The organism is Paenibacillus thermoaerophilus (assembly GCF_005938195.1).
Taxonomy (GTDB): domain Bacteria; phylum Bacillota; class Bacilli; order Paenibacillales; family Reconciliibacillaceae; genus Paenibacillus_W; species Paenibacillus_W thermoaerophilus.
This window is the reverse complement of the sequence record NZ_VCQZ01000013.1, coordinates 62634-82793: the sequence shown is the minus strand read 5'-3', so window position 1 is coordinate 82793 and position 20160 is coordinate 62634. Positions and strand designations below refer to the sequence as shown.

Below are 20160 nucleotides of genomic sequence, written 5' to 3'. Positions count from 1 at the left end.
TTTTGCATCGCTAAATGCATACGGAACGGCCCGTACGGGCGCGTTAACGATATTTTATAGCGTAAAACAGCCTCGCTCCCGCCCCGGCTGTCCCCTGTCCTTGAAAAAAGGGTGCGCATCCCTTTCGGGATGTCGCACCCTTGCTTGTTTACAAGCTGCGGAAATACACGCGCAGCGCGTCCTGCAGCGCTTCGTAGCCCTGCTCGTACAGCCGCTTGTACCGTTCGTGCCGCTCGGCGTCCGGCGCAACTTGGCGCCCGCCTTCCAGACGCACCGCCGCTGCCGCTTCCTCAACCGAGCCGTATACGCCTCCGCCGACGCCCGCCGCAAGTGCTGCTCCCAGCAGGGTCGCCTCCTCGACCGGCGGCAGATCCAGGGTCGCATTCAGCACGTCGGCCTTCGTCTGCAGCCAATACGGGTTGCGCGTGCCGCCCCCGACCACGACAAGCCGTTCGATCGGCTCGCCTGCGATCCGCTCGGCCGCGCGGCGGATGCTTTGCAGCTGATACGCCGTTCCTTCCAGCACCGCCTGGATCAAGTCGGCTTTGCCGTGCTTGTTCGTCAAGCCGATAAAAGACCCGCGGGCTTTCGTATCCGGTCTGGGTGCACCGCTGCCCGGCAAATACGGATAGTAGAGAATGCCCGTCGGTCCCGGCTCTCGGGAAGCCAGCAGCGACAGCAGCTTCTCATAGCTCATCTGCTCGTCCGCCAGCAGCTTGCGCAGCCATTCGACCGAGCCTCCGGAAGCCGAGTTGCCGCCCATCCAGAACAGCCGGCCGGGGGCGATGTGAAGCCCGTACGACATGCCGGAATCGAACTCCGCGCGGCCCAGCGGGCGTTCCTGCAGCGTGCCGACCAGCGTCTCGGCCGTCCCCATGGAGTCGTATACGACGCCCGGCGTGATCGCTCCCGCGGCAAGCGCGGCCACCACATGGTCGTGGCCGGCGATGACGACCGGGATGCCGGCCGGCAGTCCGGCCGCTCCTTCGACCGTCGTCCCGGCCGAAGCCGTGCCGGGAATCGCCTCGGGGAAGATCGCCGGATCGAAGCCGAAGTGGCGAATCCAGGCGTCGTCCCACTGCTTGCTGTCGATGCGGTACGCGTAAGTGCGGGCCGCCAGCGTATAGTCGATCGCCATCGAGCCCGTCAGGCGGTAGGCGATGTAGCTTGAAGCCGAGAGCCAGCGCGAGCCGCCGAACGCCTCGGGGAACCGGTCGCGAATCCACATCAGCTTCGCCAGACCGAGCTTGAAGCTGTTGCGCAGCCCGCTCGCCCGGAAGCGCTCGTACGCATCCGACTCGGCCGCGATCCGCTCCGCCTGAGCCTGCGAACACGTATCGTACCACGGCATAAACGGCGACCGCGCCTTGCCCGTCTCCACATCGACCAGCAGCCCGCTCTCGGCCATGCTGGTGATTCCGATCGCGCCGACTTTCCGGCCGCCCGCCCGTTCCAGGACGGCGCGCACCGCCGATGCGAAGCCCTGCCACATCTCCTCCGGATCGTAATAGGAGTAGCCGTCCGCATGCGTATACGCGACCGTCGGCCGGCTCTCGATGGCCACCGTCCTTCCCTGCTCGTCAAACAAACCTACTTTGCTGTTAGTCGTGCCGATATCAATGCCAAGAAGTAGCATCCCCGCAATTCTCCTTCGTCTCGTCCAAGTCGTTGGCTTCTCTGTTCTCATCGCTCGGGGCCGCCAGTTCGGGCCGCAGTTCCCGCGTCCGTTCGTCCAGCCACCGAAGCGCCTCTCCCAGCATCTCGTCCTTGCACCAATCGTTATGGAGCTCATGCGCCATTCCTTCGTACAGGCGGAACGTGCAGCGCTCCCCGAGCCGGTCCGCCAGTTCCCGGCTCGCCCCGGCGTCCGTCACCTGATCGTCCCCTCCGTGCATCAGCAGGATCGGACTGGGCAGCCCGTCCGCCTCGCGAAGCGCCCGGAGGCCATGTTCCTTCGCGCCGAAAAAGCTGCGGGCCGAGATCACGCCATGGTTAAGCGGATCGCTCATCGCGTCCGCCTCCGCCTCGGCGATCCTTGTCAGCCGGCCGGAACGGATGCCCCGCTTCATCGTGAACGACGGCCAGACGCGCCGAAATACTTGTCCGACCGCCAGCTTCCACGCCGGCGGCTCGAACGCCAGCCTCAGCCACGGCCCGGTGACGACCATTCCGGCCAAGCCGGGCCGGCGGCGGATAGCATAATTAAGCGCGATCGCGCCGCCGTAGCTGTGCGCCCATACGAACGCCGGCACGTCCGGCGCGTATTCGCGCAGCCGGGTCAGCGCCAGATCGACGTCGTCGAGCAGATGCTCGTACGATTCGGCGTCCCCGCGCCGGCCACCCGACCGGCCGTGGCCGCGCAGATCAAAGCCGACGCAGGCGTACCCCGCGCCGGCAATGGCCGCCGCCACATGCTCGTATCGGCCGATATGCTCGCCCATGCCGTGAACGAGCAGCACCGCTCCCGCCGGGGGCTCCGCATCCGGCCGCCAGCCGACGCCGTGCAGACGCAACCCGTCCCGGGCCGTCCAGGTCCATTCTTCCCGCCGCCCCATTCCGATCACCGCCTCTGCTCAGCCGGCGTCCTGCGCCAGAGCCGCTTCGATCGCGGCGATCAGCTCGGGATCGTCCGGAGGCGTGCGGCTCGGGAAGCGCCCGATCGTCCGGCCCGTGCGGCCGACGAGAAACTTTTCGAAGTTCCAGGCGACATCTCCCGCAAAGCCGGGCGACTGCGTCAGGTGCTTATACAGCGGATGGGCCTCCTCGCCGACTATTTTGATCTTCTCGAACAGGTCGAAGGTCACCCCGTAATTCCGCGAGCAAAACGCCCGGATCTCCTCCATCGTGCCCGGCTCTTGCGCGCCAAAGTCATTGCACGGAAACGCCAGCACGCGCAATCCGGCCTGGCGGTAGCGCCGGTACAGAAATTCCAGTCCCGCATACTGCGGGGTGAATCCGCAAGCGGACGCGACGTTTACGATCAGCAGCACGTTGCCTTTGTACGCGTCCAGCCCGACCTCCTGCCCGTCGGCCGCGCGAACGGTCCATTCGTAGATCGACATGTTTGCTCCGCCCTTTCTTCTTCGGGATCTTACGGATCATTATACCCCACATTTCCAGCCTCTGCATCACGGGACGTTCGGCGAAACGGCGCGGCGAACACAAAAAGACCAGCCCGCGCTTTTCCGCCGGCTGGCCTTCCGTCTTCCGAACCTTGCGTCCGCCCTCTTACCCCAAATGGCCGGCCTCGCGGCGAAGCAGCTCCCGAAGCTCCCCCGGCCGGTCCGTGATAATGCCGGAGGCGCCCGCCCGAACGAGCCGCCGCCAATCCTCCTCGCGGTTCGGCGTATACGGGTATACCGCATAACCCGCGCGGCGCAGCTCGGTGATATCCGACTCGCCAATCAGCCTGTGATGAGGGTGAAACGACGTCACCTCGCCCTGCATCCCGGTCGTCAGGCCCAGATGCGTTACGGGATTCGCCGAGTACAGGAGCCCGATCGCCGTCGCCGGACGAAGCCGTTTGAGACGCTGCAGGATTTTGTGATCGAACGACGAGACGACTACCCGGTGGCTGCGGCCCTCCGCATCCAGCATCCGGGACAGCTCCTCTTCCAGCTTGCCGCCATAGGAGCCCTTGATCTCGATGTTGATCAGCAGACCCGGCGGCACAAGGGCGAACACTTCCTCCAGCAAGGGCAGGCGTTCGCCTCGGAAGCGTTCGTCAAACCAAGCTCCGGCGTCCAGCTTGCGAAGCTCCTCCGCGGTCATTTTCCACACTTCGCCGCTGCCGTCCGTCGTGCGGTCCACCGTATCGTCGTGAATCACGATCAGCTTCCCGTCCGCCGACAGGTGGATGTCCAGCTCGATCCCGTCCGCGCCCTGTTCGATTGCGGTGCGGAAAGAGGCCCATGTATTTTCGGGAGCGATGCTGGCCGCTCCCCGGTGGCCGATGACCAGCGGCTGATTTTTCGACATTCGATCACCCCATCCAAGTATTGCGTGTATTGCCTCTTCACTCCATCGTATTCGCAACACGCAGGGCATTTTCCTGTCTGCGCCGCGAAAATATCGGAGGGCGGCCGTCCCGGACCCGGCTCGGCGTGCAACAACATCCGTCAAAGCATATAATGAACACAGGCCGTCTCGGACGGACGATCCGGACGGAAGCCCGCGCCTTCTCGGACGGAGCCGCTCCCCGTTGCCTCGGGGCAGGGGGCTGCGCGCCGTTTCCGACCAGGCGGCAGGAGCCCGGAACCCGCAGAAATCGCGGCTCGGCCAACCGGGAGACGGCACGCGCCATGCGTCCGCCTTCCGCTCCCGTCAAGGGGCCGGCCAAGCGAAGAAGGAGCCTGAAGCTTACGATGATCACGATAAAAACGCGCGATCAGATCGCCAAAATGCAAGAAGCGGGCAAGCTGCTGGCCGCTTGCCACCGGGAGATCGCCAAACGCATCAAACCCGGCGTCTCCACCCGGGAGATCGACCAGTTCGTCGAACGATTTCTCGCCGAACACGGAGCGATTCCCGAACAGAAAGGCTATAACGGTTACGAATACGCAACCTGCGCCTCCGTCAACGACGTCATCTGCCACGGCTTTCCCAGCCCGGAGCCGCTGCGCAGCGGCGACATCGTGACGATCGATATGGTTGTCAATCTGAACGGCTGGCTGGCCGACTCCGCCTGGAGCTATGCGGTCGGCGAAGTGTCGGAGGAGGCCGCCCGTCTGCTGGAGACGACGAAGCGGGCCTTGTACATCGGCATCGAGCAAGCCCGCGTCGGCAACCGGATCGGCGATATCTCCAACGCGATCCAGAAGTTCGCCGAAGCGCAGGGCTACGGTGTCGTAAGGGAGTTCACGGGCCACGGAATCGGCACGCGCATGCACGAGGACCCGCAAGTTCCCCATTACGGCCCGGCCGGGAGGGGCATGCGCCTCAAGGAAGGCATGGTGATTACGATCGAACCGATGCTGAATTGCGGAACGGCCGACCTCTACGTGGAAGAGGACGGCTGGACGGCGCGCACCTGGGACGGGCGGCTCTCCGCGCAATACGAGCACACGATCGCGATCACGGCGGGCGGCCCGCTGATTCTGACGGCGCAGGACTAACTTCGGCTTCCGGCGATTCTCCGGTCCCCGCGTTCTGTTCCAGTCTAGCCGCCGACCGTCAGCCGGAGGTTAACGCGCCGTTGAGCTTTTGTAAAGACGGGAGCGCCCCGTCCGCCGTCCCGTATGCGCAAAAAAAGCCCCAACCCGCAAGGGTCGGGGCTTTTTCGCCGATTCCGCGTTATTCCGTTTCCAGTACATCGGGGTCCGGCCCGATCCGGCCGCCGCAGTCCAGCGCGTCGATACGCGCCATGTCCTCGGCGCTCAGCTCGAAGTCGAACAGTTGCGCGTTGGAGGCGATCCGATCGGCGTTGACCGACTTCGGGATGACGACAACGCCGTTCTGCAGGTCCCAGCGGAGGATGACCTGGGCCGTCGTCTTGCCGTATTTTTGCGCGATCTCCTTCAGCGTCGGGTCCTCAAGCAGTTGGCCTTGGCCCAGCGGACTCCACGCCTCGATCTGGATGCCGTGGCGGCGGCAATACTCGCGCAGTTCCCGCTGAGCGAGACGCGGATGCAGCTCGACCTGGTTCACCATCGGCTTCACCTCGGCATCGGCCATCAGGGCGTCCAGATGCGCCGGTTGGAAGTTGCTGACGCCGATCGCGCGGACGCGTTTTTCCTTGTACAGCTTCTCGAGCGCTTTCCACGTTTCCTTGAAGCGGCCTTTTTTCGGCATCGGCCAGTGAATGAGGTACAGATCGAGCGTCTCCAGACCCAGCTTTTCCATGCTGGCCTCGAACGCGCGAAGCGTGCTGTCGTATCCTTGGTCGGCGTTCCACACCTTGGTGGTAATAAACAGCTCGTCGCGGGGGATGCCGCTCTCGGCGATCGCCCGGCCTACGCCTTCTTCGTTGCGGTAGATGGCCGCCGTGTCGATGCTCCGGTAGCCTGCGGCCAGAGCCGCTTTCACGGAGTTGATGACCACGTCCCCGTCTTCCACCCGCCAAACACCCAATCCTACCCATGGCATGCGGACGCCGTTCGCCAGCGTGACCGCGTCCGCGATAGATGCAGCCGTCGTCATGTCGATCTCCACTCCTTTGACAATGATAGATGAATCGATAATTCCCAGTTATTATCCTAGCATAGAAGGAGTTCCAACCCCAAATTCGACAAATCCCGTCTTACCCTCGTCTAAAAGGGCGGCCCCGATGAAACCGCCGAAGGCGATTCGGCGAAGGTGGAGAAGAGCACTCCCTTAACCCGCCCTGCGGGCGATTCCGCCCGGCCGCAAGCCCCATCGCCGAGAGGCTGGCCGGCGCGCCCAGTCACGGAGACCGCCGGGCGCATATCCTGTGGGCAGCAAGACATTCACCCACGGGGGGATTGCGATTGTTTACGTATACCGTACAGCCCGGCGATACGCTCAATTCGATCGCCGCCCGCTTCAACACGACTCCGGCGGCCATCATCGCGGCGAACGGCCTGCAAAGCTTCCTGATCTTCCCCGGCCAGCGCCTGCTCATTCCAGGCACGCAACCCGGACCCGGTCCTCAGCCGCCGCATGGCAATCTGGAGCAGCGCGTGAACCGGCTGGAGAATCAGGTGAACCGGCAGCAGGATGAAATCAACCGCCTGCAGCAGCGCGTCAGCCGCCTGGAGCAGCGGGTTCGCCGTCTCGACGGCCAACAATAACCGCCGCCCCGGTACGCCGAGCCTCTCCGGAACGACTTCCGGAGAGGCTCGTCCGTTTTGCGTCATGTGCGATATTCGGTTGGAGGCGGGCGGAACAACCGGGCGAAGGACGCTCCCCCGATTCCGCGCGCTGTCTCAGACCGCTCTTACGCCTCTTCCTCGCTCAGTTCAACCAATTCGAACAGACGCGCCACTACGTCCGGCTCGACATATCCCGCCCGCCTATGAAGCGCGTTGGCCGTGCCCGCGGCGGCCGCCAGCCTCAAGCTGTCGCGCAGCGGCCACCCTCTCGCCATACCCGCTGCCAATCCCGCCAAGTACGCATCGCCGCTTCCCACCGCGTTCACGACCTTCTGCTCCGGCAGGCGCAGCCGGTAGAATCTTCCCCCGGCCAGCGCCAGAGAACCCCTCGCCCCAAGCGAGACGCAAACGCACGGGATACCGTATTCCTTGGCCAATCGCGCCATCGCGCGGCGCATCTCGTCTTCCCGGCCGGTCCGGACGCCGAGCAGTTGCGCCGCCTCCTCCTCGTTCGGCTTGATGACGTCCGGAGCGGCGCGCACACCGTGCCGGAGCGGTTCCCCGCTGGCGTCCAGCAGCACGGTCGCGCCTTCATGCCGGGCGATCCCGATCAGTTCGCGGTACAGATCGGCCGGGACGCCCGCCGGCATGCTCCCGCTGAAGCAGACCAAGGCCGACCGCCGCGCCGCCGCCCGAACCTTGTCCCGCAGCTCCATCACCGCCGATTCGCCGATGGCAGGGCCCGGCTCGATGAACTCCGTCGACTGTCCCGTCGATTCGTCGATGAAGTTCAACGCCAGCCTGGACTCTCCCGCCACCTGCACGAAGTCAGGCTCAATCCCGGTCGACTGCAGCTCCCGCTCGATGTAGGCGCCGTTGTATCCGCCGACAAATCCCGTCGCCGTCACGTCCAGCCCAAGCTGCCGCAGCACGCGGGCGACGTTGATGCCTTTGCCTCCCGCGTCGACAAGCGCGGAGGTAACGCGCATGGCGCGCCCGATCTCCAGCTTGGGCAAATAATAAGTTTTGTCGATCGCCGCATTCATCGTAACGGTGGCGATTCTCGCCGCCGATTCCGTCCGTTTCATCGCCTGTCCCCCATGAATCCATAACCTCCCGATGCCCTTCCGGCCACTTTGCGGCAGCGTTCGCCCGGCGCAAAGAAAACCCGCTTCCCCCAAACCGGGAAAAAGCGGGCTTCCGTCTTACGCCTTGCCGGATTTGGACGGATCGAACGAGCTTTTCAGCGACACGATCAGATTGAACACGAGATGGCCGGGTTTCGTATGCTTCGGGTCCACGTTGAAATACCCGTGCCGGAAAAACTGGAACTTGTCCTGCGCCTTGGCGTCGCGCAGGTTCGGCTCCACGAAGCCGTGCACCACTTCCAGCGACTTCGGGTTGATCCGGCTGAGGAACGATGTGTCGACTTTGCCCGCCGCGTCGTCGCCCGCTTCTTCGCCGGCGACCTGCGCCGTCTCGGCTTGTTCGGCCGCCTCATCCCCCTCGTCCGTCACAAGCGAGTCGTACAGGCGGAACTCCGCAGGCACGGCGTGATTCGCTTCGACCCAGTGGATCGTTCCTTTGACCTTGCGGCCGGTGAAGCCGGACCCGCTCTTCGTCTCGGGATCGTAGGTGCAGCGAAGCTCGACGACCCGTCCGTCCGCGTCTTTTACGACTTCCTCGCATTTGATGAAGTACGCGTGCTTCAGCCGCACCTCGTTGCCGGGATACAGGCGGTGGTAGCCCTTCACCGGCTCCTCCATGAAATCGTCCTGCTCGATGTAGATTTCGCGGGAGAACGGAATATGGCGCACGCCCATCTCCGGATTTTCCGGATTGTTCTCGGCCTCGAGCATTTCCGTCTGGCCCTCGGGATAGTTCGTGATTACGACCTTCAGCGGACGCAGGACGGCCATCGTGCGCGGCGCCTTCAGCTTCAGATCCTCGCGGATGTAATATTCGAGCTGCCGGTAGTCGACGATGCCGCTGCTTTTGGATACGCCGGTCTCCCGGCACAGCGCGCGGATCGCCTCCGGCGTATAGCCCCGGCGGCGCAGACCCGACAACGTCGGCATGCGCGGATCGTCCCAGCCGTCCACGATGCCTTCCTCCACCAACTGGCGGAGATACCTTTTGCCCATGATCGTATTGGACAGCTTGAGCTTGCCGAATTCATACTGCCGCGGCACGTTCGGCATCTCGCACTCCCGGATGACCCAATCGTACAGCGGGCGCTGATCTTCGAACTCCAGCGTGCAGATCGAATGCGTCACCCCTTCGATCGCGTCCTCCAGGGGATGGGCGAAAGCGTACATCGGATAGATGCACCATTTGTCGCCGGTATTGTGGTGCTTCGTGTGCGAGATTCGATAAAGAACGGGGTCGCGTAGATTGATGTTCGGCGACGCCATGTCGATCTTCGCCCGCAGCACCTTGGAGCCGTCCGGGAATTCCCCGGCGCGCATGCGCTGGAACAGATCGAGGTTCTCCTCGATCGGCCGGTCCCGGTACGGGCTGTTGACGCCCGGTTCCGTCAGCGTGCCGCGCGTTCTCCTGATTTCCTCGGCGCTCAGCTCGCAGACATACGCTTTGCCTTTGCGGATCAGCAGAAGCGCCCGTTCGTACATCTCTTCGAAGAAGTCCGAGGCGAAAAACAGCCCGTCCCATTCGAAGCCGAGCCATTTCACGTCTTCTTTGATCGCATTGACGTATTCGATGTCTTCCTTCAGCGGATTGGTATCGTCGAACCGCAAGTGCGTCCGTCCCTTGAACTCGTCGGCGAGCTCGAAGTTCAGCCAGATGGACTTGGCGTGCCCGATATGCAGATATCCGTTCGGCTCGGGCGGGAATCGCGTCACGATCTCCTTCACCCTGCCCGCTTGCAGGTCGTCGATGACGATGGATCTGATGAAGTTGGACGATCCAGCCGGTTTAGTCTCCATACCCCTCAACCTCTCTATCCAAGGATAAACGGCTTCGCCGTCCCGTCGCGGGACACGGCGCGTTTACCGTTGAATACAAGAAACGCTACGCGGCTATTGCGGTACCCGTTCTTGTATCTTGAAAAAAATCCATTTCCCCTATCATACACCAAAAAACGCAAATATAAAGCGCAGATAGGTGGTTTTTGCGCCAATTCGGCCGCGGGCAGGTTTTTCGCCGGATCGGTCCCGGCCTTCTCCGGCGGCCGGCCGTCCCGGACCGCGGCGCGCCGCGCAGGCGCCGGGCCTGATTTTTTCGCGCGTTCGAATGCCGCTGTCCGATCGGGTCGAAGCATGGTATAATGTGCCTATCCGCATCATGAAAATAAATTTCAATCATGCGTCTTTGGACGGAAAGGACGGTTCGCCGCCCCGATGGCTCTTTCGCGTATTCGACGATTTGCCGCTCTGTCGCTCCCGATTGCGCTAGTCCTGGCGACCGCCGCCCCGATGGCCGCCGCCGCATCCAAGAACAACGCATCGATCATCATGCGGATCGGCAGCACCTCCGCCCAAGTCGGCAGCGATGCCGTCGAGCTTGAGGTCGCTCCGGTCATGACGGAAGAACAAGTCACCCTCGTTCCGCTCCGGTTCGTCGTCGATTCGCTGGAAGGCGAGCTCGAATGGGACCCCGATATCCAACTGGTCACGATTTCCCACGGCGGACGCGAGATCCAGCTATATATCGGCAAAGAGGTCGCGTATGTCGACGGCAATGCCGTCGAACTGGATGCCGCTCCCGAGATCGTAGACGGCGTCACGATGGTGCCCGTGCGATTCGTAAGCGAGAATCTGGGACAACGCGTGGAATGGCTGCCCGATACGAACCAGATCGTTCTGCATCCCGAATGAATCCAAAAATCAACGGCGTATCGTCCCTGTCCGGGGATGATACGCCGTTTCTCGTAAACTATGCCATGCGGCCGCAGTCGAGGTCCATGACCGACTTCCTGGATGGGCGATCAGCCCTTCAGGCTGCCGGCGGCCACGCCTTCGATGATTTTGCGCTGCAGGATCGCGTACACGGCAATAACCGGCGCGCTGCTGATGACGACCGAAGCGCACAGGGCGCCGTAGTTCATGTTGAATTTGTCCATGAAGGAGACGACCGCAACCGGAAGCGTACGCAGGCTTTGGCTCGACAGGAACAGGTTCGCCATGATGTATTCGTTCCAGTGGCCCATAAAATTCAGGATGAACACCGTCACCAGCGTAGGCGTCGTCAGCGGGAACACGATGCGGCCGAGCAGCCCGTATACGGACAGACCGTCCACGATGCCGGCTTCCTCCAATTCTCTCGGAATCGACTTGAGGAAGGCGGCGATAATGAACACCGAGATCGGAATGCCGAACGCCGTATACGGCACGATCAGCGCCATCGGCGTATTGTACAGGCCGAAATCCTTGATCATGATGTACAGCGGAATGAGCAGCGACACCGGCGGAATCAGCAGCGACAGAAGCAATACGCCGTAGACGAGCCTGCTGAGCTGCGGGAACCGCATCCGGGTGACCGCGAAAGCGATTCCCAGCGAGAGCAAGATGCCGGCGGTCGTCGAGACGGTCGTGACGTACAAGCTGTTGAAGAAATAACGGCCGATGTTGTTGTTGGACAACGCGTTCACGTAATTGAAGAAATCGATCTTCTCCGGCAAGTTCCACGGCTTGAGCACAATTTCCGAATTGCCCTTGAAGGACGAGATCAACACGAAATACAGCGGATAGAGCACGACGAGAATATAAGGCAGCAGCACGAGATGCCGGACGGCTTGGATTCGGCGCATCTTGTCAGACCTCCTCCTCGGACCGGCGCGTCAGCAGATGGAAGATCAGCGTCAGCACGCAGGTGAACAGGAAAATGATGATCGAAATCGCATTGGCGTAGCCGAACTTGGACATCGAATACGCCTGCTTGTACATGTACGTCGCCATCACCTCGGAGCTTCCGAACGGGCCCCCCGCCGTCATAATGAGTACGATATCGAGAGCTTTCATCGCGCCGGTGATGGAGAGCAGCATCGTGACGAGAATTACCGGACGAATCAGCGGTATCGTCAAATATCGGGCTTTGCGCCAGCCGACGGCGCCGTCGATCTCGGCCGCCTCCTGCATCTCCCTGGGAATGCCGAAGATCGCGGCCAGCACGAGCACGACATAAAAGCCGGTCCATTGCCATGCGTTGGCGAACAGAATGGCCAAAAACGCGAAGCGTTCGTCGCCGAGCCAGCCGATCGCCCACGATTCCAGGCCGACGGCGCGAAGAATCTGGTTGATCAGGCCGGCGTCCGGATGGTAAATAAACTTCCAGACAATGCTGACGATCGCGGTGGACAATACGCTCGGCAGGAATACCGTCGTCTTGTAGAAGTCCAGGAACCGGCGAGCGCCGCTGATGACGATCGAGACGAACAGGATAAACGGAATTTGCACGAATACGGAAAACAGCACGAAATAAATGTTGTTTTTCAAGGAGACGAGAAACTTCTCGTCCCGGAACGCGCCGATAAAATTGTCCAGTCCGGTGAACGCCGCTTCGTTAATGCCGTTCCAGCTCGTCACCGAGTAGCGCAGCGAGCTGAACAGCGGGGCGACGTAAAACGTGATATACAGCGTCAATGCCGGGATGACCAGAATCGCGTAAGCCAGCCTGTTTCGCATGACCTTTTCCATGAGCAGCCCCCCGAGATGAAGCGGGCACCACCGCGTACAGTGGCGCCCGATTGTTCAAGTCCGGATTATTGCGCTTTGTTGGCCTCTTCTTGCGCTTTTTGCACCTTTTCCGCCGCTTGTTCCGGAGTGATTTTGCCGCCGACCAGTTCCTCTACGGCTTCTTCCAGCGTTTTCTTGACGGAAGCCTGAACCAGCGAGTCGAATGCCGGGAAGGCCGCTTTTTGTTTGTTTTGAACTTTGACCGCTTCGACGATCAGCCCTTTCGCGTCGCCGGTGTCGGACAGCTTCATGGACGGGATGCGTCCGGATTGAGCCAGCTCGAGCTTTTGGTTGGCTTCGGTGTAGTAGTTTTTGATGAACGCCTTGACGGCTTTCAGTTCGTTTTCGTTCAGCTTGCTGGAGAAGCCGTAGCCGTTGGAGAAGCCGCCGTTGATCGTGTTGTCGCCGGGGCCGCCGACGTTCGGGAAGTTGAAGAAGCCCACGTTGTCTTTAATCGTCGAGCTCTCGCCCGTGATGCCGGCGATCGCCCACGTGCCGTCGAACAGCATCGCCGCTTGGCCGGTGTAAAATTTCGCTTGGCCTTCCGCGTATTTTTGCGCGATGGCGTTTTTGTCGAGGTAGCCTTTTTGCTTCAGCTCGTCGAGCATTTTCAGCCCGTCCACGACCGGTTTGTCGGTCCATTTCGTCTTGCCGGTGGTGAAGCCTTCCTGGATTTCGACACCGCCGTGGCGAACGAACATGGAGTTGACGAGCATGTTGATGGCCCAAGCGTCGCCGCCTCCGCCCCCGAGGGCAATCGGTGTGATGCCTTTGGCCTTGAGAGCCTCGCAGACCTGAAGGAACTCGTCCCACGTCGTCGGCACCTGCACGCCCGCGTCCGCGAACATCTTCGTGTTGTAGAAGAAGCCTTCGACGTAGCCGGCTTCCGGCAGGCCGTACACTTTGCCGTCCACGGTGAACTCGCCCAGATTGAGGAATTTGTCGCTCAGGCCCAGCTCTTGGATGATCGGGGTCAAGTCCAGCAGACGTCCCGCTTTGGAATAGTTTTTCGTGTCGTCGCCGCCGAACAGGTTGAAGATCGGAGGCGGGTTGCCGGCGGCCATTTCCGCTTTCAGCTTCTGGTCACGGTTGACCGTGTCTTCGACGCCGTCGAGCTCGAATTTCAGGCCCGGCACTTCAGCTTCGGTCTTTTTGGCGACCTCTTGAAGCAAGGCTAGCGTGTTTTTCGAAGTCTCGCGCACGTTGATGTGGCGGATCGTCATCTTGAATTCTTTTGCTGGTTCGGCAGGTTGCACAGTCGGTGCGGAAGAAGCGTTCGCCGCAGGGGATACGGAGCCGTCATCGGAATCGCCGCCGCAGCCTGCCGCCGCAACGGCCAAAGCCATGACCATCGCTACGGGCAGCCCTTTCTTGGTCTTCATCATTCTTTGACCTCCCGGTAAACGTTTTAATAATGCTTACATCTCGATTATAGGAACGGCGGCCGGTTGCCATATAGACAGACATTTCTCGAAAACAGGGATAAAAATCTCTACTGGAGGCACATGCGGAGAGCGGGGCGCGGCGGAGGGCATCGAAGGGAACAAAAAAGCCTTCTCCGCCGAATAACGGAGAAGGCCGGCCGCTTGTCGGGACGGTCGGCAACGGACCTGCGCGCGGCGGTCTCATAAGCGGCCCCGATCCGCCATACGTATGGGATATGGCGGTTAACCCGCCGTCCAATCGCAACTTAGGAGGCCCGTCCGACATGAATGTGACGATGACGACTCTCGACGACCTCTGCTCCCGTTATATCCGGGCCGCGGATCGGCAGGTGGACAATGTGGTGTTTCCCCTGCCCCGCTCTTGGTGGAGCCGTCCTTACGAATACGCCTGGGCGATGACGCAGGCTTCGGCCGACCATGTCTCGCTGGATGCCGGCTGCGGCGTTTCCCATCCGTTCAAATTTTGGCTGGGCGCGCGCTGCCGGGAGGCGCATGCCTGCGATACCGACGCGCGGCTGATTCAGCCCGCGGCTCTGCTGAAGGAGATCGCCGCCGATTTCGGCCACGGCGCGGCGGCGTCGCTCACGCTGGAGACGCTGAAGGCTGTGCGCGGACGCCTTGCCGATCTGACCGATCTGGCTTACGAAAACAACGCGTTCGACCGCATCTTCTGCATCTCCGTCCTGAAGCATGTGCCGCGCGAGGCACGGCGCGCGGTTTTCGCCGAATTTTACCGCACGCTTCGCCCGGGCGGCCGCGCCGTGCTGACGTTCGACGTGCCGTCCGTCCGCCCGGAAGAGCTGCTCGATGCGATCCGCGGCGCGGGCTTCGTCTTCGCCGGAGAATTGCAGCCGTCGATGCCGGACGACGCGATCTTCTCCGATACGCACGGCGAACGGCAATACGTCTTCCGGATGCTGCTGGAAAAGCCCTCGTAGCGGGCGGCCAGGCCGGGCGCGCGCGGCGGCGGCTTCAAGGACGTAGTCCCGCTGACGGCGGCCGCAAAAAAAGCGCTCCGGGTTTCCGTCCCGGAGCGCCGGCGATCCGCGGCGCGGACCGTCTATTCTTTTTGGTCCGCGGTCGTGTCGATGACATTGCCGTCCTCGACGATGCCGCGCGTCGAGTTGCGGAACTCGCGCAGCGTATCGCCGAAGGCGCGGCCGAGTTGCGGCAGCTTGGCGGGGCCGAACACGATCAGCGCGATGGCGAAGATGAGCACAAGGCCCGAGACGCCGATATTGTTGAACATCGGAAGGTTCCTCCTTTCCGGGAAAAGTAACGCAAGGATACGGCCTCGCCGCCCCGTCGGCCGGGACGGATCGCCGGCATTTCAGGATTACCGGGATGCGGCTCAGCCGTCCGGCCCCGACGGTCTCCGCCGCATCAGCCGCCATTGGCGTCCCGCCGCAAGCGCGCTGATCTCGAACAGCAGGAGCAGCGGGATGGTGACTGACAGATGCGACAGCATATCCGGCGGCGAGATGCATGCGCCGACGATCGTCAGTCCGACGTAGGCGTATTTGCGCGTCTGCCGGAGGCGTTCGGGCGTGAGCAGGCCGATCCGGGTCAGGAACAGCAGGATGACCGGCAGCTCGAAGGCGATCGCCATCGGGAACACGATGCTGAACATCAGCGAGAAATAGCGGTCGATCCCGTACGTCTCCGAAGCGCCGATCGATTGGTTCAGCTTCTGCAAAAATCCGAGCATCATCGGGAACACGACCAGGTAGCTGAACGACGCGCCGCCGATAAACAGGCCGAATGCCGCCGGGATGTACGGCAGCGCGCTGCGCGCCTCCCGGTCCGTAAGGCCGGGCCGCACGAACAGCCACATCTGATGCAGAAGCACCGGCAGCGTGAACAAGGCCGCGACCAGCATCGCGCATTTCATGTAGACCATCAGCCCGTCGGTGAACGAGAAGACGTTCCACTCGATCTCGGCGTTTGCGGGCCGGCTCTTCAAGTATCGCAGCAGGCCCGGGGCCGCATACAAGCCCGCGCACAGCGACAGGACGAAGCAGACCGCGACCGTCGCCAGCCGCTTGCGCGCTTCCTCCAGATGCTTCAGCCATTCTTCCTGTCCCATTCCCGTCTTCGCCTCCCGTCAAGCGCGCGCCGCGTCAGAGGACCAACCCGCTGCCTTGCTTCAGATATTTGGCGATGCCTTCGGCGGCCCGGTAAGCCAGCGCGCCGACCGTACACGTCGGGTTGTAGCCGCTGTTGTGCGGGAACGCCGACGCTCCGACCACGAACAGGTTCTCCATATCCCACATTTGCAGATACGAGTTGACGGCCGACGTGGACGGGTCGGCCCCCATGATCGCGCCTCCCGTGTTGTGCGTCGACTGGTACGGCACGATGTTGTACGGACCGAGCTGGTCGTTCGAGCCGATGGACGTGGGGCCCATCTCCTGCATGATTTCCTTCGTTTTCGCCGCCATGAACTTGACGAGTTGCCGGTCCTGCTCCTCGAAATCGAACGTGATGCGCAGCAGCGGCAGCCCGTAGACGTCCTTGTAGGTCGGGTCGAGGTCCATGTAGTGATGCCGCCACGGCATGCTGCTGCCCTGCTGCGCCACGGTCAGCACGCGGTTGGCGTATTTGATCGACGCTTGCTTGAACGCCTTGCCCCATTGCTTGGTGCCGGCGGGCGTGGAGTTGGTGGCGATCGGACGGAAGCCTGTCTGCGAGATCCGGATGCCCGACCCGTGGATGAAGTTTACGTCCGTATGGTCGAAGTTGTCCCCGTTGAAATCGGGAACCTCCATGCCGAGCGAACCGGCGCCCGCGTACAAGTTGAACTCCTCGTCGTCGAAAAAGCCGACCGCCGATCCGCCGCCCGTCTGGTAGGCGTAGTTTTTGCCGATGACCCCCTTGCCCGTCGCCGGGTCGTACTTCTTGCCGATGTTCGAGACCAGCAGCAGCTTGACGTTCGTGAACACGTAGCCCGCCAGAATGACGACGTCGGCCGGCTGCTCGAACTGCTCGCCCGTAATTGTATTCGTGTAGAGGACGCCCCGCGCTTTTTTGCCGTCGTGAAGCACCTGGGTGACGTTGGAGTACGACCGCAATTCCAGATTACCCGTTTGCTGCGCCACGGGGATGACGGTGACGACCGGATCGGCTTTGGCCCCGTATTCGCAGCCGTACCGCTCGCAGAATCCGCAGTACTGGCAGGCCGCGCGCGTGATGCCGTCGGGGTTCGTGTAGTTTTCGGACAGATTGGCCGACGGCATCATGTACGGATGGTACCCGAGCTTTTTCGCCGCTTCCTCGAACCGCTTCAGCGCCGGGGTGCGGATCATCGGCTTGGTCGGCAGCGGACTGGACCGTCTGCCGATCAGCGGGTTTTCTTCCGGATCTCCCGAGATGCCCGCCATTTTCTCGAACTTGTCGAAATACGGCTCAAGCTCGTCGTATGTAATCCCCCAATCCTGAATCGTCATGCCTTCGGGAATCTTCCGCTTGCCGTACCGCTCGACCGTCTTCGTGTAAATCTCGAAGTCGTAGGGCAGGAACCGCAGCGTCTGCCCGTTCCAATGCACGCCCGCTCCGCCCAGGCCTTCGCCCATCAAGAACGAGCCGAATTCGCGCATCGGCACGGCGGTCATTTTTTCGGTGTTGCGGAACGTAATCGTCTCCTTGGACAAATCCTGCATCATCTCGTAGCGAAAAAAATAACGCAGCTCGTCGTGCACCATATAGTAATCTTCCATCTGACGCGGCTTGCCGCGCTCCAGGGCAACCACTTTGACGCCTTGCTTGGTCAGCTCGGCCGAAAGAATGCCGCCCATCCATCCCATGCCGACGATCAAGACGGGTACGCTCGGCAGTTTCGTCGCCATACGGCACGCACATCCTTCCACAGAATAAAGGTTCGCGCCCGTCCTTTGCTACTCGGACACCAGGTGGTGGCGCAAGCTTTTCGGCGCGATTTCCACGAATTTGTCCGACTCCATGATGTCGGTGTACGACATCTGATTGCCGGGATATTTCCGCATGGCCCAGCCTTGCATGTTTTTATTGCCGCCGTACAGCGGATCGGCATAGACGCCTTCGAGCGTCAGCCGGCGAAGCAGGTTGAAGAACGCTTTGCCTGTCCCGCTGTCAACCACCGGAATCTCGCCGTTCTCCATCATCGCGAGCACGGCGTCCTTCTCTTCGTCGCTCAGTTCGGCAAACGGCTTGCCGTACTTGCTCTTGGCGGTATCTTCCAGAGCTTGAATGCCCATCGTGAACAGATCCCTGCGCGGGATGCGGACATGCTCGCCTTGCGTCGGTTCGGCCTTGAAGAACGGCCCCATTCGGTATTCCCGCGCGTTCACGCCGAAAGGACTGGCCATCTGATGGTCGATGAAGTACGCGACCCCCAGTTCGGCCGCGCCGGGGCCGAGCTCATCCTTGGGGAAAATACGCTCCGCGGCGGCTTCGGTAATCCGTAACTGCTGCAGCGTGAAGAACATCGCCGCTTGGTTGTAATCGGCAGCCGCGTTGTCCTTGTTGTTCCCGGCGGAACCGGTCCCGTTTCCTTTGCCGCCCCTGTTGTTCAGTCCGCCGACAATCGCCCCGCCGATCACTCCGCCGACAACCGCTCCCCCAAGCGCCGCCCCCGAATATTTCAGAAAACGGCGTCGGGATCGGTCCGGCGGATGTTGTCCGTTCCGCTCCTCCATCTCCTCTATCCTCCTCGTCTGCATCATTTTGGATGTATGGTATTCGTATTTTGCTTCGCGGTGGACTTCTTATGCATGCGGCCTCGGCCGCTCCCGGGACGGGCGCCGGCTTCCGGTTCCGCGCGAGAGAGGGAAGAACGGAACCGGTCCGTTATACGCAAAAAAGGCGCATCGTCCTTGAACCAGAACGATGCGCCGTCATTCGAGCGCGTCTTTGGCGCGGAGGGCGAACAGCCCGCCTGCGGCGTCCCGGATCACGGCCCGGCACGCGCCGGAAGCGGCCGTCAAGCCGCTTCCGCTCCGAAAAACTTCAGCCCGGCCACGCCTCCGATGATGCAGCAGATGAAGAACAACCGCAGCCAGCTCCGCGATTCGCCGAACCAGATCATACCCAGCAGCACGCTGCCTGCCGATCCGATGCCCGTCCATACGGCATACGCCGTTCCGATCGGGATGGAGCCCAACGCCCTCGACAGCGTATAGAAGCTGAGGAATCCGACCGCGATCGCGCCGATCGTCGGCAGCCGCTTCGTGAAGCCTTCGGACTTCTTCATCAGCGTCACGCCGATCATCTCGCAGATGCCCGAACAGATCAAAAACACCCAGGCCACGCCGCTCACTCCTTCGAAGTCATTTTCAGGCCGATGATTCCGAGCAGCAGCAGCGACAGGAAAAACACGTTCGCCGCTCCGGCCGGTTCGCCGAGGAACAGCATGCCGATAATCGCCGTACCCGCCGTGCCGATGCCGGTGAATACCGTATACGCGGTTCCGATCGGCAGCATTTTCATGGACTTGGCGAACATCCAGAAGCTGAACCCGATCGCCGCGATCGTGAAGGCCGTCATCGGCACATTCGTGAAGCCCTCCGAATATTTAAGCCCCATGGCCCAGGCGATCTCGAACAACCCGCCGATCACCACATACAACCAACCCATACTTCCGTTCCCCCTGTTGCCGGTTTGCCGTTTTACCTGTCGATCAACGTCCGCTTCGCAAACTCCCAGACCGCCTGGCGGCGCCGCTCGTACTCGGGCCCCGGGTAAAAGCGCTGTTCCAGCCACAGCCCGTCCAGCAAACAATACATCGCCGACACCCAGGCTTCCGGCGAAGGAGCCGCCTTGACGAAATCGCGGTAGCCGATCGCGCCCAGCAAGTCCGTCAGCCGTCCTTCGTAATAAGCAAACGTCTCCTGAACCTTCTCCTTCAGCGCCTTGGGCGGATACATCAACGTCCGCTGCAGCAGCCTGCGCTCCGGAGACGCGCCGGGCAAATCCGTATACGCGAAAAAAAAGGACTTCAGCCGCGACTCTCGGTCGGCCTCGTCCTTCACCGGTCCGGGGCCGGCCAGCACGCGCGCCATCCATGCGTTCTCCCATTCCATCGCGTCGCGCAACAGGCCGAGAAACAGCTCCTCCTTCGACGACACGTGCGCGTACAGGGAAGGCGTGCGAATGCCGACCGCGCGGGCGATCTCCGACAGCGCCGTTCCTTCGTACCCTTGCTCGGCGAACAGTTCAAGCGCGGCTTGTCTGATTTTGGCCAGCGTCATCCGATCCCCTCTTCCTAACGAACGTTAG

21 protein-coding genes are annotated in these 20160 nt (G+C 61.9%); 4 read left to right on the top strand and 17 right to left on the bottom strand.

Going from position 1 to position 20160, the window contains the following annotated elements:
- Positions 1-148: 148 nt before the first annotated feature.
- The 4 genes from FE781_RS10715 to FE781_RS10700 all read right to left on the bottom strand — a co-directional run bounded on the left by FE781_RS10715 (position 149) and on the right by FE781_RS10700 (position 3978).
- Positions 149-1636, bottom strand: a complete 1488-nt coding sequence (locus tag FE781_RS10715; RefSeq protein WP_138789625.1) for an FGGY-family carbohydrate kinase — start codon at positions 1634-1636, stop codon at positions 149-151.
- Positions 1617-2555 (bottom strand): alpha/beta fold hydrolase, encoded by a 939-nt coding sequence (locus tag FE781_RS10710; RefSeq protein ID WP_170209510.1) that lies wholly within the window; start codon positions 2553-2555, stop codon positions 1617-1619. The genes FE781_RS10715 and FE781_RS10710 overlap by 20 nt, the downstream gene beginning before the upstream one ends.
- Positions 2556-2573: 18 nt before the next feature.
- A complete protein-coding gene (locus FE781_RS10705) occupies positions 2574-3062 on the bottom strand; it encodes a glutathione peroxidase (protein ID WP_138789623.1) in 489 nt (162 codons plus the stop codon).
- Between the two features lie 166 nt (positions 3063-3228).
- Complete coding sequence (locus FE781_RS10700) at positions 3229-3978, bottom strand: glycerophosphodiester phosphodiesterase (RefSeq protein WP_138789622.1); 750 nt, start codon at positions 3976-3978, stop codon at positions 3229-3231.
- 386 nt (positions 3979-4364) lie between these two features.
- Between FE781_RS10700 and map the strand changes: the two genes are divergently transcribed.
- Entirely contained in the window at positions 4365-5114 is a 750-nt protein-coding gene (gene map / locus FE781_RS10695; protein WP_138789621.1) for a type I methionyl aminopeptidase, read from the top strand.
- A 178-nt stretch (positions 5115-5292) separates the two neighbouring features.
- Here map and FE781_RS10690 read toward each other — a convergent pair whose 3' ends face one another.
- Positions 5293-6138: an aldo/keto reductase gene (locus tag FE781_RS10690; RefSeq protein ID WP_138789620.1), complete on the bottom strand. Its 846-nt coding sequence runs from the start codon at positions 6136-6138 to the stop codon at positions 5293-5295.
- A gap of 308 nt (positions 6139-6446) precedes the next feature.
- Here FE781_RS10690 and FE781_RS10685 point away from each other — a divergent pair, with 308 nt between their 5' ends.
- Complete coding sequence (locus FE781_RS10685) at positions 6447-6749, top strand: LysM peptidoglycan-binding domain-containing protein (RefSeq protein WP_138789619.1); 303 nt, start codon at positions 6447-6449, stop codon at positions 6747-6749.
- A 146-nt stretch (positions 6750-6895) separates the two neighbouring features.
- Here FE781_RS10685 and FE781_RS10680 read toward each other — a convergent pair whose 3' ends face one another.
- Together FE781_RS10680 and FE781_RS10675 are read right to left on the bottom strand one after the other, a co-directional pair.
- Positions 6896-7858 carry a 1-phosphofructokinase family hexose kinase gene (locus FE781_RS10680; protein ID WP_138789618.1) on the bottom strand — a complete coding sequence of 321 codons (963 nt, stop codon included), beginning with the start codon at positions 7856-7858 and terminating at the stop codon, positions 6896-6898.
- A 117-nt stretch (positions 7859-7975) separates the two neighbouring features.
- On the bottom strand, positions 7976-9715 hold the full coding sequence (locus FE781_RS10675) for a glutamine--tRNA ligase/YqeY domain fusion protein (RefSeq protein ID WP_138789617.1): 1740 nt from the start codon (positions 9713-9715) through the stop codon (positions 7976-7978).
- 414 nt (positions 9716-10129) lie between these two features.
- Here FE781_RS10675 and FE781_RS10670 point away from each other — a divergent pair, with 414 nt between their 5' ends.
- Positions 10130-10606, top strand: coding sequence for a copper amine oxidase N-terminal domain-containing protein (locus tag FE781_RS10670; RefSeq protein WP_138789616.1), 477 nt, complete (start codon positions 10130-10132; stop codon positions 10604-10606).
- A gap of 110 nt (positions 10607-10716) precedes the next feature.
- Here FE781_RS10670 and FE781_RS10665 read toward each other — a convergent pair whose 3' ends face one another.
- The 3 genes from FE781_RS10665 to FE781_RS10655 form a co-directional block, all read right to left on the bottom strand.
- On the bottom strand, positions 10717-11538 hold the full coding sequence (locus FE781_RS10665; protein WP_138789615.1) for a carbohydrate ABC transporter permease: 822 nt from the start codon (positions 11536-11538) through the stop codon (positions 10717-10719).
- A 4-nt stretch (positions 11539-11542) separates the two neighbouring features.
- Positions 11543-12424, bottom strand: a complete 882-nt coding sequence (locus FE781_RS10660) for a carbohydrate ABC transporter permease (protein WP_138789614.1) — start codon at positions 12422-12424, stop codon at positions 11543-11545.
- 65 nt (positions 12425-12489) lie between these two features.
- Positions 12490-13848 (bottom strand): extracellular solute-binding protein, encoded by a 1359-nt coding sequence (locus tag FE781_RS10655; protein WP_138789613.1) that lies wholly within the window; start codon positions 13846-13848, stop codon positions 12490-12492.
- Between the two features lie 323 nt (positions 13849-14171).
- Between FE781_RS10655 and FE781_RS10650 the strand changes: the two genes are divergently transcribed.
- Positions 14172-14846, top strand: a complete 675-nt coding sequence (locus tag FE781_RS10650) for a class I SAM-dependent methyltransferase (RefSeq protein WP_170209509.1) — start codon at positions 14172-14174, stop codon at positions 14844-14846.
- 122 nt (positions 14847-14968) lie between these two features.
- Here FE781_RS10650 and FE781_RS10645 read toward each other — a convergent pair whose 3' ends face one another.
- The 7 genes from FE781_RS10645 to FE781_RS10615 form a co-directional block, all read right to left on the bottom strand.
- A complete protein-coding gene (locus FE781_RS10645) occupies positions 14969-15157 on the bottom strand; it encodes a twin-arginine translocase TatA/TatE family subunit (protein WP_138789611.1) in 189 nt (62 codons plus the stop codon).
- Between the two features lie 102 nt (positions 15158-15259).
- On the bottom strand, positions 15260-15994 hold the full coding sequence (gene tatC / locus FE781_RS10640) for a twin-arginine translocase subunit TatC (protein WP_138789610.1): 735 nt from the start codon (positions 15992-15994) through the stop codon (positions 15260-15262).
- Positions 15995-16028: 34 nt separating this feature from the next.
- Positions 16029-17753: a GMC family oxidoreductase gene (locus FE781_RS10635; protein ID WP_138789609.1), complete on the bottom strand. Its 1725-nt coding sequence runs from the start codon at positions 17751-17753 to the stop codon at positions 16029-16031.
- Between the two features lie 48 nt (positions 17754-17801).
- Positions 17802-18581 (bottom strand): gluconate 2-dehydrogenase subunit 3 family protein, encoded by a 780-nt coding sequence (locus FE781_RS10630; protein ID WP_138789608.1) that lies wholly within the window; start codon positions 18579-18581, stop codon positions 17802-17804.
- A gap of 284 nt (positions 18582-18865) precedes the next feature.
- The gene (locus FE781_RS10625) at positions 18866-19192 is read right to left on the bottom strand and encodes a DMT family transporter (protein WP_138789607.1); all 327 of its coding nucleotides are present in this window, start codon (positions 19190-19192) and stop codon (positions 18866-18868) included.
- Positions 19193-19197: 5 nt separating this feature from the next.
- Complete coding sequence (locus FE781_RS10620; protein WP_138789606.1) at positions 19198-19518, bottom strand: DMT family transporter; 321 nt, start codon at positions 19516-19518, stop codon at positions 19198-19200.
- A 32-nt stretch (positions 19519-19550) separates the two neighbouring features.
- Positions 19551-20132, bottom strand: coding sequence for a TetR/AcrR family transcriptional regulator (locus tag FE781_RS10615; protein WP_138789605.1), 582 nt, complete (start codon positions 20130-20132; stop codon positions 19551-19553).
- Positions 20133-20160 lie beyond the last annotated feature (28 nt).

Coding starts and splice junctions, on each gene's coding strand:
- FE781_RS10715 (WP_138789625.1), bottom strand. CDS start 1,636: ATGCTACTTCTTGGCATTGATATCGGCACGACTAACAGCAAAGTAGGT.
- FE781_RS10710 (WP_170209510.1), bottom strand. CDS start 2,555: ATGGGGCGGCGGGAAGAATGGACCTGGACGGCCCGGGACGGGTTGCGT.
- FE781_RS10705 (WP_138789623.1), bottom strand. CDS start 3,062: ATGTCGATCTACGAATGGACCGTTCGCGCGGCCGACGGGCAGGAGGTC.
- FE781_RS10700 (WP_138789622.1), bottom strand. CDS start 3,978: ATGTCGAAAAATCAGCCGCTGGTCATCGGCCACCGGGGAGCGGCCAGC.
- map (WP_138789621.1), top strand. CDS start 4,365: ATGATCACGATAAAAACGCGCGATCAGATCGCCAAAATGCAAGAAGCG.
- FE781_RS10690 (WP_138789620.1), bottom strand. CDS start 6,138: ATGACGACGGCTGCATCTATCGCGGACGCGGTCACGCTGGCGAACGGC.
- FE781_RS10680 (WP_138789618.1), bottom strand. CDS start 7,858: ATGAAACGGACGGAATCGGCGGCGAGAATCGCCACCGTTACGATGAAT.
- FE781_RS10675 (WP_138789617.1), bottom strand. CDS start 9,715: ATGGAGACTAAACCGGCTGGATCGTCCAACTTCATCAGATCCATCGTC.
- FE781_RS10670 (WP_138789616.1), top strand. CDS start 10,130: ATGGCTCTTTCGCGTATTCGACGATTTGCCGCTCTGTCGCTCCCGATT.
- FE781_RS10665 (WP_138789615.1), bottom strand. CDS start 11,538: ATGCGCCGAATCCAAGCCGTCCGGCATCTCGTGCTGCTGCCTTATATT.
- FE781_RS10660 (WP_138789614.1), bottom strand. CDS start 12,424: ATGGAAAAGGTCATGCGAAACAGGCTGGCTTACGCGATTCTGGTCATC.
- FE781_RS10655 (WP_138789613.1), bottom strand. CDS start 13,848: ATGATGAAGACCAAGAAAGGGCTGCCCGTAGCGATGGTCATGGCTTTG.
- FE781_RS10650 (WP_170209509.1), top strand. CDS start 14,172: ATGAATGTGACGATGACGACTCTCGACGACCTCTGCTCCCGTTATATC.
- FE781_RS10645 (WP_138789611.1), bottom strand. CDS start 15,157: ATGTTCAACAATATCGGCGTCTCGGGCCTTGTGCTCATCTTCGCCATC.
- tatC (WP_138789610.1), bottom strand. CDS start 15,994: ATGGGACAGGAAGAATGGCTGAAGCATCTGGAGGAAGCGCGCAAGCGG.
- FE781_RS10635 (WP_138789609.1), bottom strand. CDS start 17,753: ATGGCGACGAAACTGCCGAGCGTACCCGTCTTGATCGTCGGCATGGGA.
- FE781_RS10630 (WP_138789608.1), bottom strand. CDS start 18,581: ATGGAGGAGCGGAACGGACAACATCCGCCGGACCGATCCCGACGCCGT.
- FE781_RS10620 (WP_138789606.1), bottom strand. CDS start 19,518: ATGGGTTGGTTGTATGTGGTGATCGGCGGGTTGTTCGAGATCGCCTGG.
- FE781_RS10615 (WP_138789605.1), bottom strand. CDS start 20,132: ATGACGCTGGCCAAAATCAGACAAGCCGCGCTTGAACTGTTCGCCGAG.